The organism is Methylobacterium sp. A52T (assembly GCF_053346095.1).
In genome coordinates this window covers 1-12,486 of record NZ_JBKFBI010000162.1, presented here as the reverse complement: position 1 = coordinate 12,486, position 12,486 = coordinate 1, and the positions used below count along the sequence as shown (strand labels likewise).

12 protein-coding genes are annotated in these 12,486 nt (G+C 72.1%); 8 read left to right on the top strand and 4 right to left on the bottom strand.

The window, feature by feature from the left end:
• Together ACLBYE_RS26685 and ACLBYE_RS26680 are read right to left on the bottom strand one after the other, a co-directional pair.
• Positions 1-1,679: CheR family methyltransferase (locus ACLBYE_RS26685; RefSeq protein WP_447696473.1), on the bottom strand; the 1,679-nt coding region annotated here is incomplete at its 3' end.
• Between the two features lie 7 nt (positions 1,680-1,686).
• Positions 1,687-2,181 carry a chemotaxis protein CheW gene (locus ACLBYE_RS26680; protein WP_447696472.1) on the bottom strand — a complete coding sequence of 165 codons (495 nt, stop codon included), beginning with the start codon at positions 2,179-2,181 and terminating at the stop codon, positions 1,687-1,689.
• Between the two features lie 207 nt (positions 2,182-2,388).
• Between ACLBYE_RS26680 and ACLBYE_RS26675 the strand changes: the two genes are divergently transcribed.
• The 7 genes from ACLBYE_RS26675 to ACLBYE_RS26645 all read left to right on the top strand — a co-directional run bounded on the left by ACLBYE_RS26675 (position 2,389) and on the right by ACLBYE_RS26645 (position 9,440).
• Positions 2,389-2,631 (top strand): hypothetical protein, encoded by a 243-nt coding sequence (locus ACLBYE_RS26675; protein WP_043343441.1) that lies wholly within the window; start codon positions 2,389-2,391, stop codon positions 2,629-2,631.
• A gap of 278 nt (positions 2,632-2,909) precedes the next feature.
• Positions 2,910-3,731 (top strand): DeoR/GlpR family DNA-binding transcription regulator, encoded by an 822-nt coding sequence (locus tag ACLBYE_RS26670; RefSeq protein ID WP_447696471.1) that lies wholly within the window; start codon positions 2,910-2,912, stop codon positions 3,729-3,731.
• Between the two features lie 84 nt (positions 3,732-3,815).
• A complete protein-coding gene (gene glpD / locus ACLBYE_RS26665; protein WP_447696470.1) occupies positions 3,816-5,348 on the top strand; it encodes a glycerol-3-phosphate dehydrogenase in 1,533 nt (510 codons plus the stop codon).
• A gap of 55 nt (positions 5,349-5,403) precedes the next feature.
• Entirely contained in the window at positions 5,404-6,909 is a 1,506-nt protein-coding gene (gene glpK / locus ACLBYE_RS26660; RefSeq protein WP_447696469.1) for a glycerol kinase GlpK, read from the top strand.
• Positions 6,910-7,116: 207 nt separating this feature from the next.
• The gene (locus ACLBYE_RS26655; protein ID WP_020095417.1) at positions 7,117-7,848 is read left to right on the top strand and encodes an MIP/aquaporin family protein; all 732 of its coding nucleotides are present in this window, start codon (positions 7,117-7,119) and stop codon (positions 7,846-7,848) included.
• Between the two features lie 134 nt (positions 7,849-7,982).
• The gene (lipA, locus tag ACLBYE_RS26650; protein WP_447696468.1) at positions 7,983-8,966 is read left to right on the top strand and encodes a lipoyl synthase; all 984 of its coding nucleotides are present in this window, start codon (positions 7,983-7,985) and stop codon (positions 8,964-8,966) included.
• A 15-nt stretch (positions 8,967-8,981) separates the two neighbouring features.
• Positions 8,982-9,440: a type II toxin-antitoxin system RatA family toxin gene (locus ACLBYE_RS26645; RefSeq protein ID WP_020095415.1), complete on the top strand. Its 459-nt coding sequence runs from the start codon at positions 8,982-8,984 to the stop codon at positions 9,438-9,440.
• Positions 9,441-9,933: 493 nt separating this feature from the next.
• Here ACLBYE_RS26645 and ACLBYE_RS26640 read toward each other — a convergent pair whose 3' ends face one another.
• Entirely contained in the window at positions 9,934-10,431 is a 498-nt protein-coding gene (locus ACLBYE_RS26640) for a CinA family protein (protein WP_447696467.1), read from the bottom strand.
• Positions 10,432-10,534: 103 nt separating this feature from the next.
• Between ACLBYE_RS26640 and ACLBYE_RS26635 the strand changes: the two genes are divergently transcribed.
• Positions 10,535-10,933: an MAPEG family protein gene (locus ACLBYE_RS26635; RefSeq protein ID WP_447696466.1), complete on the top strand. Its 399-nt coding sequence runs from the start codon at positions 10,535-10,537 to the stop codon at positions 10,931-10,933.
• 320 nt (positions 10,934-11,253) lie between these two features.
• On the opposite strand, the gene ispF is transcribed toward ACLBYE_RS26635, so the two are convergent.
• On the bottom strand, positions 11,254-12,486 hold a 1,233-nt coding region (ispF, locus tag ACLBYE_RS26630), incomplete at its 5' end, for a 2-C-methyl-D-erythritol 2,4-cyclodiphosphate synthase (RefSeq protein ID WP_447696465.1).

Sequence of the window (12,486 nt, the reverse complement as noted above, 5' to 3'; positions counted from 1 at the left end):
GCCTGACGCGCGGCTTCGTCTATTCCGACTGCTGGGTCGAGGACAGCCGCCTCGTGGTGCTCAACGCCATGGACGCCCGCGAGCGCGGCGCCACGGTGATGACGCGCACCGGCGTCGTGTCGGCCCGGCGCGAGGGTGACGGCTGGGTCGCGACGCTGCGCGACGAGCGCGGCGCGGGCCGCGGCCGCGCTGGCCGCGATCTCGCCCGCGGAGGCGCCGTCGCCCTCGGGCAGCGCCGTGTCCGGCCCGAGGGCTTGACTCAAGGCGACGGCGTTGTCGAGGGCGCGGAGCGCCTCGTGCGGCCGTCGCAGCGCGATCAGCAGCAGGCCGAGGTGGTAGTGGGCCATCACGAAACCGCGGTCGAGGTAGAGCGCGGCCCGCAGCGCCCGCTCGGCCTCGGCGTCGCGTCCGAGGGTGCGGGCCAGGAGGCCCTCGTAGAAGCGCAGGGCGGTGTCGGTCGGATCGCGGTCGAGGGCGGCCCGCAGCGCCCGCCAGGCCGCTCCGGTCTCGCCGGAATCGGCCAGCGCGCGGATCCGGTCGAGGTCGACGGCGTCCTCCTCTTCCGGCCGATCCTCCCGGCTCTCGGGCACGGCGGGAACCGGACCGGTGCCGGGTGCGGTGACCGGGTCTGAGGCGGGAACGGCCGCAGCGCCGGCCTCTCCGGCCTCTCCGGCCCCGGACGGGTCCGGGCCAGGATCCGCCGGGGGCGGCTCCGTCGCCTGTCGCGCCAGAGGGACGGGGTCCGGCGCGGGCGCACCGGACAGGTCGACCGCCGGCGCCACCGGCGGCGCCTCGGCGCGCGGTCGGTAGGCCACGGTTCCGGGCAGGCTGACGGCGTCGAGGAAGCTCGCGAAGGCGGGACTCGGCTCGGCGTGGCCGAGGAGCAGCCAGCCCTCCGGCCGCAGCCTGCGGCCCAGCCCGCGCACCACCGCGGCGACCGTCCGGGCATCGAAGTAGATCAGCACGTTCCGGCAGAGGATCAGGTCGAAGGGCTCGCCCTGCGGCGGTCCCGGCTCGACGAGGCTCAGCAGGTTGCCGCGCTCGAACCGGACCGGACCGCGGTATTCGGGCCGGAGGGCGTAGCCGCCCTCGCGCCGGATGCCCGGCGCGGCCGGCAGCCGGGTGAAGTAGCGGAGCCGGTCCTCCGGCGGCATGGTCCGGAGCGCCCAGCGGCCGTACTCGGCGGCGCGGGCCGTGGAGAGCGCCTCGACGCTGATGTCGGTGCCGAGGATCGCCACCCGCCAGTCGGGCAGGGCGTCGCCGAGCAATTCGTGCACCAGGATCGCCAGGGAATAGGCCTCGGCCCCGGTGGAGCAGCCCGCGCTCCAGATCCGGAGGACGCGCTCGGACGCCCGCGCCGCGATCAGCGCCGGCAGGATCGTCGCGCGCAGCGCGCTGAACTGCTCGGCGTAGCGGAAGAAGAACGTCTCGCCGACGGTGATCTCGGCCTCCAGCCGGGCCCATTCCGCCTCGCCCTCCGCGCCGCTCGACAGGAGGGCCGCGTAGGCGGCGCAATCGGCCACGGCGGCAGCGCGGAACCGGCGGTGCAGCCGCTCGATCAGCAGCTCGTCCTTGTCGGTGTAGTAGTGGTGGCCGGTGCGCGCGATGATCCGCGCCTTGAGCGGCGCGTAGGCGGGATCGGCAGCGAGGTCGGGACGGGGATTCCCCGGACGGGCCATCGCGCGGTCAGACGGCGTGCGGCAGCGCGGCGAGACGTTCGGCGGCGGCCCGCGCCAGGGCGTCGACGCGGGCCCGCTCCTGCACGGTCAGGAGGCGCTCCGGCGCCAGAGCGTGGACGAGCCGCTCGCCGAGGACGAGCTCGGCGGCGACGCAGCCGTTGAGCGTGTCGGCCGCCTCGGCCGGCCGGATCGCGGAATCCGGGACGGTCGCGAGGTCCGCCACGCGATCGACGAGGTACGCGACGGCCTCGCCCTGCATCAGCGCGAGATGGGCGTAGAGACCGGGCGTCGCGCCGGCCGGGCGCAGGCCGAGCAGCGCCGCGAGGTCGACGACCGGGATCGGCGTACCGCCGAGATTCAGGAATCCGGTGAGCCAGCTGCCGGACGCGGGCGGCGCGTGCAGATCCGGCAGCGGCAGGATCTCGGCGACCGCGCCGCGGGGCAGGGCGCAGGCCGTGCCGGCGACATCCAGCAGGAGATAGGCCGAACCGCTGCTGGCCACCGCCACCCGCTCCCCTGTTGCTCGGTCGCGGCCGGGCCGGGACGGGTCGCGACATAGGCCGAGTTAACGCTGCCGGCAATTGTGCGCCGCGTGGGCGCGATGACGCGGAACCAAGTCTCGCCTGAGCCGCTTATTTTCCGACGCAGCGGCAACGCGCCTGACGAGGCGCGGCGCTTTGCCTGCGCCGGTCTACGCCAGGGATTGACGATGAGGAAACTTCTGTTGGCCGCCGCGTCGCTGACGCTCCTCGCGGGCTCCGCCTACGCCCAGGGCAACTCGCCCTACAACGCCTCGGGCGCGCAGGCCGGCGGCCCGCGCGGCGGCCTGGAGCGCGCCGGCGAGGCGGCCGCGATGGAGCAGGGAGCCGCTCCGGCCGCGCGTCCGACGATGCGCAAGCGCATGAAGCACAAGCGGATGAAGCATCATCGCCGGATGCGCCACCACATGTGAGTGGCGAACACCGGGGCGCGCCGCAGGCGTCGTCCGGGTGGCTCGGCCTGTCGCACCCGCGGCAGGCCTTTTTTATGCCCGGTCGCAGGCAAAGTGCCGGTCGCGCGGGCCTGAAGCATAGTGCCGTCCGGACGACGCGCGCCGTCCGACGGTTGCCGGCCGGCGCGGCGCGGTCCACAGTTGCGCGAAAGCCGCGACGCCCGGACATGTTCGCAAACGAACATCGCCCGGCGACCAGTACAGCGGTGCGACGGCCTCACGAAGGCGAGGGAGTATCGATGTCACGACCGCTCGACCGGAGATCCGACGACAGGATCGAGGCGACCGGTGTCGAGGGGCGGCGCAGCGCGATCGTCGCCTCGGTCCGCCAGCGCGGCTTCGTGACGATCGAGGCCCTGGCGGCGCAGTTCGGCGTCACCGTCCAGACGATCCGGCGCGACCTCAACGAGTTGAGCGCCGAGGGGCGGCTGGAGCGCTACCGCGGCGGCGGCGGCCTGCCCTCCAGCGTCGAGAACATCGATTACGCCGACCGGCGGGTGACCCTGCTGCCGGAGAAGAGCCGGATCGGCCGCCTCGCGGCGAGCCGCATCCCGTCGCACTGCTCGGTCTTCATCAACATCGGCACGACGCCGGAGGCCGTGGCCCGCGAGCTGACCCGACACGACGATCTCAGCATCATCACCAACAACCTCAACGTGGCGATCTCGCTCGCCGAGACGACCGAGTTCCGCATCGTCGTTGCGGGCGGGACCGTGAGGAACCGCGACGGCGCGGTGCTGGGTCAGCTCACCTGCGACACGCTCAGCCAGTTCCGGGTCGACGTGGCGGTGATCGGCATCAGCGGCATCGACGGCGACGGGGCGCTCCTCGACTACGATTACGAGGAGGTGCGGGCGACCCAGACCATCCTGGCCCATGCCCGGAAAACCTTCCTGGTCGCCGACCACACCAAGTTCACGCGGCGCCCGATGGTCCAGGTCGGGCGTCTGGAGCAGGTCGACACCTTCTTCACGGACCGGGCGCCGCCGGCCGAGATCGTCGCGCTCATCGAGCGCCTGGGCGTCACCCTGGCGGTCGCCGACAGCGCGGACGAACCGTAACGAACATCGACTTTTTCGCTTGCGAAAGGCGATGGCCGCGTCAATATAGTGCCGAACCGCCACCAAGGCGGCCCAGGAGGAACCATGGCGGCTGCACCGCGACAGCGCGAGCCGTCCGACGCCTACGATCTCCTGATCATCGGCGGCGGCATCAACGGCACGGGCATCGCCCGGGACGCGGCCGGCCGGGGTCTGTCGGTCCTGCTGGCCGAGCGCGGCGATCTGGCCGGATTCACCTCCTCGTCGTCGACGAAGCTGATCCACGGCGGCCTTCGCTACCTCGAATACTATGAGTTCCGCCTCGTGCGTGAGGCGCTCGCCGAGCGCGAGCGGCTGCTGCGGCTCGCCCCGCACGTGATCTGGCCCCTGCGCTTCGTCCTGCCCCACGACGAGGGCCTGCGCCCGGCCTGGATGCTGCGGCTCGGCCTGTTCCTCTACGATCACCTCGCGCGGCTGCGCACGCTTCCGGGCTCGCACGGGGTCGACCTGCGCAGCTCCGCCTACGGGGCGCCGCTGCAGCGGCGCCTGACGCGCGGCTTCGTCTATTCCGACTGCTGGGTCGAGGACAGCCGCCTCGTGGTGCTCAACGCCATGGACGCCCGCGAGCGCGGCGCCACGGTGATGACGCGCACCGGCGTCGTCTCGGCCCGGCGCGAGGGTGACGGCTGGGTCGCGACGCTGCGCGACGAGCGCGGCGGCACCGAGCGGACGGTCCAGGCGAAGGCCGTCGTCAACGCTGCCGGCCCGTGGGTCAGCGAGACGCTCGGCGGCACGCTCGGCATCAACAGCCGCGCGGCGGTGCGGCTGATCAAGGGCAGCCACATCGTGGTCAAGCGCCTGTTCGCGGGCGATCAGGCCTACATCCTGCAGCAGCCCGACAAGCGCATCATCTTCGCGATCCCCTACGAGCGCGACTTCACGCTGATCGGCACCACCGACGTCCCCTACGAGGGCGAGCCCGGCCCGGTCTCGATCTCCGAGAGCGAGACCGACTACCTCTGCGGCTGCATCAACCGCTCCTTCGACACGACGATCACCCCGGCCGACGTGGTCTGGAGCTACTCGGGCGTGCGCCCGCTCTACGACGACGCGGCCGAGAACGCCTCGGCGGTGACCCGCGATTACGTCCTCGACGTGGAGGACCAGGGCGGGGCGGCGGCGGTGCTGTCGGTCTTCGGGGGCAAGATCACGACCTACCGGCGGCTCGCCGAGCACGCGCTCGAGAAGCTGAAGCCCTACTTCCCGCACCTCAAGAAATCCTGGACCGGCGACGCGGTCCTGCCGGGCGGCGCCATGAAGGACGCCGATTTCGACCAGTTCCTCGCCAAGCTGCGGGCCGAGACGCCGTTCCTGCCGGAGGAGACCGCCCGCCGCCTCGCCCGCGCCTACGGGACGCGGGCGCGCGACATCGTCGGCACCGCGCAGTCCATGGCGGATCTCGGCGAGGCCTTCGACGGCGGCCTCACGGCGGCCGAGGTCGACTACCTGCGCACCGAGGAGTGGGCGGTCACCGCCGACGACATCCTGTGGCGGCGGTCCAAGCTCGGCCTGCGCACCGGCGCGGAGAGCGCCGCGCGCCTCGCCGCCTACCTCGACCGCAGGGCCGAGGCCGCCTGACGCTTTCGAACCCGATCCGGCGACAGACCGGTCGGGCCATCTAGGGGAGGGAACGATGAGCCGTTACGTCGGGGCCATCGACCAGGGCACAACCAGCAGCCGCTTCATCGTGTTCGACCGGGAGGGCAGCGTGATCGCGCTCGCCCAGGCCGAGCACGCGCAGATCTACCCGGCTCCCGGCCACGTCGAGCACGACGCCACGGAGATCTGGACGAAGACCCAGAGCGTGATGCGCGAGGCGCTGGAGAAGGGCGGGATCCAGCCCTCCGACCTCGCGGCGGTCGGCATCACCAACCAGCGCGAGACCACGCTGATCTGGGACCGGAAGACCGGCAAGCCTCTGCACAACGCCCTGGTCTGGCAGGACACCCGCAACGACCGGCTGGTGGGCGAGTTCGCCCGCGACGGCGGCCGCGACCGGTTCCGCGACCTCACCGGCCTGCCGCTGGCGAGCTACTTCTCCGGCCTCAAGCTGCGCTGGCTGCTCGACCATGTCGAGGGCGCCCGGCAGAAGGCCGAGGCCGGGGACGTGCTGTTCGGCAACATCGACACGTGGCTCGTCTGGAACCTGACCGGCGGCACCGAGGGCGGCCTCCACGTCACCGACGTGACCAACGCCAGCCGCACGCAGCTCATGTCGCTGAAGACCCTCGACTGGGACGACGGCATGCTGTCGACCTTCGGCATCCCGCGGGCGATGCTGCCGAAGATCGTCTCGTCGAGCGAGGTCTACGGCGAGACCAGGGCGCCGTTCGCCGGCGTGCCGATCGCCGGCATCCTGGGCGACCAGCAGGCGGCCCTGTTCGGCCAGACCTGCTTCGCGCCGGGCGAGGCCAAGAACACCTACGGCACCGGCTGCTTCGCGCTGATGAACACCGGAGAGGAGCCGGTCCCGTCGAAGGCCGGCCTCGTCACCACGCTGGCCTACCGCCTCGACGGCCAGAAGCCAGCCTACGCGCTGGAGGGCTCGATCGCCATCACGGGCGCCCTGGTGCAGTGGCTGCGCGACAACCTGCACATGATCAAGGATTCCGCCGAGGTCGAGACGCTCGCCACGACGGTCGAGGACAACGGCGGCGTCTACTTCGTGCCGGCCTTCTCGGGCCTCTACGCGCCGCACTGGAACGAGGGCGCCCGCGGCCTGATCATCGGCCTGACCCGCTACGTCAACCGCGGCCACATCGCCCGCTCGGTGCTGGAGGCGACCGCCTTCCAGACCCGCGAGGTGCTGCAGGCCATGGCCAAGGATTCCGGCATCCCCGTCAAGGAGTTGCGGGCCGACGGCGGCATGGTCGCCAACAACACCCTGATGCAGTTCCAGTCCGACCTGCTCGACGTGCCGGTGGTGCGCCCGAAGGTGGCCGAGACCACGGCGCTCGGCGCCGCCTACGCGGCGGGTCTCGCGGTCGGCTACTGGAAGGGCTTCGACGACCTCAAGCGCAACTGGGGCGTCGACAAGCGCTGGACGCCGAAGATGGATGCCGGCCAGCGCGAGAAGATTGCCGCCGCCTGGAGCCGGGCGGTGCAGCGCTCCTTCGACTGGAAGACCGACGAGGATTGAGGACGGCCCGCGGGCCCGACAGCCTCGTGACCACCTCCATCGCACCTGCGGCCTGATCCTAGGTGCGGCGAAGCCGCCTCGCTTCGGCACCTCAGGGTGAGGGGAGTGGAAGGGACCTGCGCCAATATCGGTGATCGCCACCGGCGTTCACGCGCTCGCCAAAGCTTTGAACTTTCACAAAAAGCAGCGAACGGGGGAGACGAGACGATGACATCACCCTTCCTGGGCGAATTCCTGGGCACGATGACCCTGATCGTGCTCGGCGACGGCGTCGTGGCCGGCGCCCTGCTCAAGCATTCCAAGGGCGAGAATGCCGGCTGGATCGCCATCACGGCGGGCTGGGCCTTCGCGGTCCTCGCGGGCGTCTTCGTGGCCAACGCCACCGGCAGCGCCGACGCCCACATCAACCCGGCCGTCACCGTGGCGGGCGCGGTCAGTTCCGGCGATTTCAGCAAGATCCCCGTCTACATCCCGGCCCAGATGCTCGGCGCCTTCGTGGGCGCCGTGCTCGTCTGGCTCCACTACCTGCCGCACTGGGGCGCGACCCAGGATCCCGGCCTCAAGCTCGCCTGCTTCTGCACCGGCCCGGCGATCCGCGACGCGAAGGCCAACTGGATCTCCGAGATCATCGCGACCTTCTTCCTGATCCTGACGATCTCCGCCCTCGTGACCACCACCCTGGGCTCGGCCGGCGCGATCCCGCGGGCCGTCGCGCCCTACATGGTCGGCATGCTGGTCTGGGGCATCGGCCTGTCGCTCGGCGGCACCACCGGCTACGCCATCAATCCGGCCCGCGACCTCGGGCCGCGCGTCGCCCACGCGGTGCTGCCGATCGCCGGCAAGGGCAGCTCCGACTGGGGTTACGCGCTGATCCCGGTCGCTGCGCCCCTGGTCGGGGCGGTGCTGGCCGGGCTGTTCGTCCGGGCGCTGGGGATCTGACGGAACGGCCGCACCCTCAACCACCGCGGGGCGGCCCGGCGTCGCGGTGGTTTGCGGCGCGCGGCCTTGGGCCTTAAGTCAGGGCGATCCCGACCGCGCCCCTGGGGCGCCTCCCCGCGGTGTGCCCCCGACCCATGGCCGTCGTCCTCGACACCCTGAAGAACGATCCGCGACCGGTCCGCCTGCGCCACCCCGAGAAGGCGCACCGGCCCGACCAGCCCGTCCAGGCCAAGAAGCCGGACTGGATCCGCGTGAAGGCGCCCGGCTCCAGGGCCTGGTCCGAGACGCAGAAGATCGTGCGCGAGCACGGTCTGGTCACGGTCTGCGAGGAGGCGGGCTGCCCGAATATCGGCGAGTGCTGGGAGAAGCGGCACGCCACCTTCATGATCATGGGCGACACCTGCACGCGGGCCTGCGCCTTCTGCAACGTCCGCACCGGCCTGCCCGACGCCCTCGACCTGGGCGAGCCGGACAAGATCGCCGATTCGGTGGCCAAGCTCGGCCTGCACCACGTGGTCATCACCTCGGTGGACCGGGACGACCTGAAGGACGGCGGCGCCGAGCACTTCGCCCGGACCATCGCGGCCATCCGGCTCGCGAGCCCCGGCACGACCGTCGAGATCCTGACGCCCGACTTCCTGCGGAAGGACGGGGCCCTGGAGATCGTGGTCGCCGCCAAGCCCGACGTATTCAATCACAACCTGGAAACGGTGCCGGCCAAGTACCTCACGGTGCGGCCGGGTGCCCGCTACTTCCACTCGGTGCGCCTGCTGCAGCGGGTGAAGGAGCTCGACCCGACGATCTTCACCAAGTCCGGCATCATGGTCGGGCTCGGCGAGGAGCGGAACGAGGTGCTCCAGCTCATGGACGACCTGCGCTCGGCCGACGTCGACTTCCTCACCATCGGCCAGTACCTGCAGCCGTCGAAGAAGCACCACGAGGTCGTGCGCTTCGTCCCCCCCGACGAGTTCAAGGCCTACGAGACCACCGCCTACGCCAAGGGTTTCCTGCTGGTCTCGGCCACGCCGCTCACGCGCTCGTCGCACCATGCCGGCGAGGATTTCGCGCGTTTGCAGGCGGCGCGTCTGGCCAAACTGTCGCCCGCGCTCTCGGCCTGAGGATATCCGAAGACTATGCCGTCCTTCCGGGTCACCCGCGCGGTGAAGCACACGCCGCAGCAGATGTACGACCTCGTCGCCGACGTGGAGCGCTACCCCGAGTTCCTGCCGCTCTGCGAATCCCTGCGGGTGATCCGCCGGCAGGACATGCCCGAGGGCGGGCAGGTGCTGATCGCCGAGATGGGCGTGGGCTACAAGGCGATCCGCGAGCGGTTCACCACCCGCGTCACCCTCGATCCTGCGAGCCTCAAGATCGTCGCCGAGTACATCGACGGCCCGTTCCGGCACCTGGAGAACCGCTGGCTGTTCAAGGACGGCCCCGACGGCGGCTGCAACGTCGACTTCTTCATCACCTACGAGTTCAAGAGCCGCACCCTGGGGCTCCTCATGGGCACGATGTTCGACCGCGCCTTCCGCAAGTTCACCGACGCCTTCGAGGGCCGGGCGAACAGGATGTACGGGGCGCGGGCTTAGCCGCCGTCCTCTCGCGCGCGCAGTGAAGCGACCCGGGGACATGGGACGCCTCCGAATGTGGCGTTGCCCTGGATTGCTTCGCTGCGCTCGCAAAGACGGGGCGCGGAGGCCGCGTCCGGCCCGCAGCGACACGCGCACGTGCTCGGGCCGCACCTCCGTCCCGATCATCCGCGCCGGCAGGACCCGGAGCCGCGGCAGGGCGTCGAGGAGGCGCAGGGCGAGCGGCGCCCGGAACGGCACGTCGGCCGCCAGCGACACGGCGATCACGCGGGACTGAATGGGGGAGGGCGCGGAAGCGCTCGGTGAAGCCCGGCTCGTCCATCAGGTCGAGGGTGGAGGGTTGTCGCCGCGGAAGTCCGCGTGCGTCTCCAGAACGGTGACGTCGAGGCCCGCGCGGGCGAAGAGCAGGCCGGCCATCGTCCCGGCGGAGCCTCGCCGACGATGCAGAGGCGGGTCGTCACCGTACCCGTGGGCCGTCCTTCCCGTGCCGCGATCAGTCGCCGAGGGCGTCCTCCAACAGACCGAGCGCGTCGGCCACGGCGGCGCGGCGGATGCCCGCGCGCCCGAGATCGCCGTAGCGCCGCTCCAGGTGGCGCGTCTCGCCATCTCGCCGACTGAGGCCGAAATGCACCAACCCCACCGGCTTCTCGGCGCTCCCGCCCCCCGGGCCGGCGACGCCGGTGATCGCCACAGCGACGGAGGCCCGCGACGCGGCCAGCGCCCCGGCGGCCATCGCCCGCGCCACGGGCTCGCTGACCGCGCCGTGCCGGCGGATCAGGTCGATGGGCACGCCGATCGCCTCGGTCTTCGCGTCGTTCGAGTAGGTGACGAAGCCGCGCTCCAGGACGGCCGACGAGCCCGGCACCGCGGTGAGCAGCCCGGCCACCAGGCCGCCCGTACAGGATTCGGCGGTGGCGACGGTGCGCCCGTCCGCCGCGTAGGCGGTCACCAGCGCCTCGGCCCGGGCGAGAAGCTCTGCGTCGTCGACCATCGCGAACGGGCTCCCCTCGGGCGGCGCCGCCCTATCTCCTGTTGTGACCCATGGCCGAGCCCGGCTCAAGGACCGGCGGCCGCCGACCGGAGACAACCTTTCCATGATCTTCCCCGCGACCACGGCCTTCTTCGCCGGGCTGCTCGCCCTCGTGTATCTGGGCCTCACGGGATGGGTGATCGGGGCCCGCGTCTCCGGGAACGTCCTGCTCGGCGACGGCGGCGACGACACGGTCCTCAGGCGCGTGCGCTCGCACGCCAATTTCGCGGAATACGTGCCGCTGGCCCTGATCGTCATCGGCCTGCTGGAGGCGAGCGGCGGCAGCCACGGGCTCGTCCGGGCGCTGCTGGTCGCCCTGCTGGTCGCCCGGATCCTGCACCCGATCGGGATGTTCGCGCCCCCGAACTCGCCGCGCCAGTTCGCCTGTCGGGGCGGCGGCATCCTGCTGACGATGGCGGTCCTGGGCGTCGCGGCGATCGCGCTGCTGGTGCGGGTGGCCTGAGGCGGAGCGCGGGTCCGATCACCTGCGCGGGCTCGGAAGTTCGCACGGCACCGGTGAGATCCGACAGCGATGATGGCGCGCGACGCGCGCCCTCTCCCGTGCGGGAGCGGGTTGGGGTGAGGGACGAGACGTCTCAGGACTGAACACGCCGTCGACGCGCGTACAGGTCGCGCCTCGTCCGGACAGACCCGATCCCTCACCCTGTCCCTCTCCCGCACGGGAGAGGGGACCTGCGCCCGGTCCCGAAACCGCGCTGATCGGCGAGCCTGCGACGGTGGGGCCGGTCGCCCCTGCTCCGACCGCGTTCGCCCCGAAACCGCTCAGCCCTGCCGCATCGCGGTCTCGGCCTGCGCGTCGAGGGCGGGACCGTCCTCCTCGGGCAGACGGACCGTCGCGGCAGCCTGTGCGGCGAGCCCCTCCGCCCGGCCGACGAAGCCGAGCTTCTCGGTGGTCGTCGCCTTGATGGAGACCGCCGAGAGCGGGACGCCCGCGATGGCGGCGATGCGCGCGCGGATCTCCTCGCGGTGCTTGCCGATGCGGGGAGCCTCGGCGAGCACGGTGATGTCGAGGTGGTCGATGCGGCCGCCGCGGGCACGGACGAGGTCGCAGGCATGGGCCAGGAACTGGTCCGAGGAAGCCCCGCGCCAGCGCTCGTCGGAGGGTGGGAAGTGGGTGCCGATATCGCCGTCCGCGATGGCCCCGAGCAGGGCGTCGGTCAGGGCGTGCAGCGCCACGTCGCCGTCCGAATGAGCGAGCACGCCGCGGTCGGCCGGGATCTTCACCCCGCCCAGCCAGACATGGTCGCCGCTGGTGAAGGCGTGCACGTCGAAACCGGTGCCGAGGCGGGTCACGTAGGTGGTCATGGCGCGGGCTCCCGGCGCTGGCAATGCGGTGGTCTCGGTCGCGAAGGCGCGGTCCGCCTCGATCAGGTCGGCGGGCTGGGTGATCTTGCGGTTGGCGACGTCGCCCGCGAACACGACCACCGGCAGGCCGGCCCATTCGGCGAGGGCGCCGTCGTCGGTGAAACCGTCGAGGCCCTGCGCGGCGGCGTCCCGGTGGGCGCCGAGCAGCGGGCCGAACACGAAGGCCTGGGGTGTCTGGACCGCGCGCAGGTGCTCCCGCGGCGGGGTCTCGTGCACCCGGCCGATGCCGGGCGCGATGTCGACGACGCGCTTGACCGTGTCGGTGACCGGCACGCCGGGAACGGCCGCCCCGTGGTCGCGGCCGGCCGCGATCGCCCGGGCGATCAAAGCGGAATCCACGTAGGGGCGGGCGGCATCGTGGACGAGCACGATCTCGGGCGCGTCGCCGGCGGCCAGGGCCTCGAGACCGGCGCGCACGGAGAGCTGGCGCGTCGCGCCGCCCTCGACCGGCGGCGCGACCTTGGCGCGGATCGCGGGCGCGAGTTCCTCCAGGCAGTCGCGGAAGAACTCCGCCGCGTCGGCGGCGATCACCGGCTGGATCCGCGCGATCGAGTCGTCCGCCGCGAGCGCCGCCAGGGTGCGGGTGAGGACCGCCTGGCCGCCGACGCGGCGGTACTGCTTGGGGGTGCC

Coding starts and splice junctions, on each gene's coding strand:
- ACLBYE_RS26675 (WP_043343441.1), top strand. CDS start 2,389: ATGAGGAAACTTCTGTTGGCCGCCGCGTCGCTGACGCTCCTCGCGGGC.
- ACLBYE_RS26670 (WP_447696471.1), top strand. CDS start 2,910: ATGTCACGACCGCTCGACCGGAGATCCGACGACAGGATCGAGGCGACC.
- glpD (WP_447696470.1), top strand. CDS start 3,816: ATGGCGGCTGCACCGCGACAGCGCGAGCCGTCCGACGCCTACGATCTC.
- glpK (WP_447696469.1), top strand. CDS start 5,404: ATGAGCCGTTACGTCGGGGCCATCGACCAGGGCACAACCAGCAGCCGC.
- ACLBYE_RS26655 (WP_020095417.1), top strand. CDS start 7,117: ATGACATCACCCTTCCTGGGCGAATTCCTGGGCACGATGACCCTGATC.
- lipA (WP_447696468.1), top strand. CDS start 7,983: ATGGCCGTCGTCCTCGACACCCTGAAGAACGATCCGCGACCGGTCCGC.
- ACLBYE_RS26645 (WP_020095415.1), top strand. CDS start 8,982: ATGCCGTCCTTCCGGGTCACCCGCGCGGTGAAGCACACGCCGCAGCAG.
- ACLBYE_RS26640 (WP_447696467.1), bottom strand. CDS start 10,431: ATGGTCGACGACGCAGAGCTTCTCGCCCGGGCCGAGGCGCTGGTGACC.
- ACLBYE_RS26635 (WP_447696466.1), top strand. CDS start 10,535: ATGATCTTCCCCGCGACCACGGCCTTCTTCGCCGGGCTGCTCGCCCTC.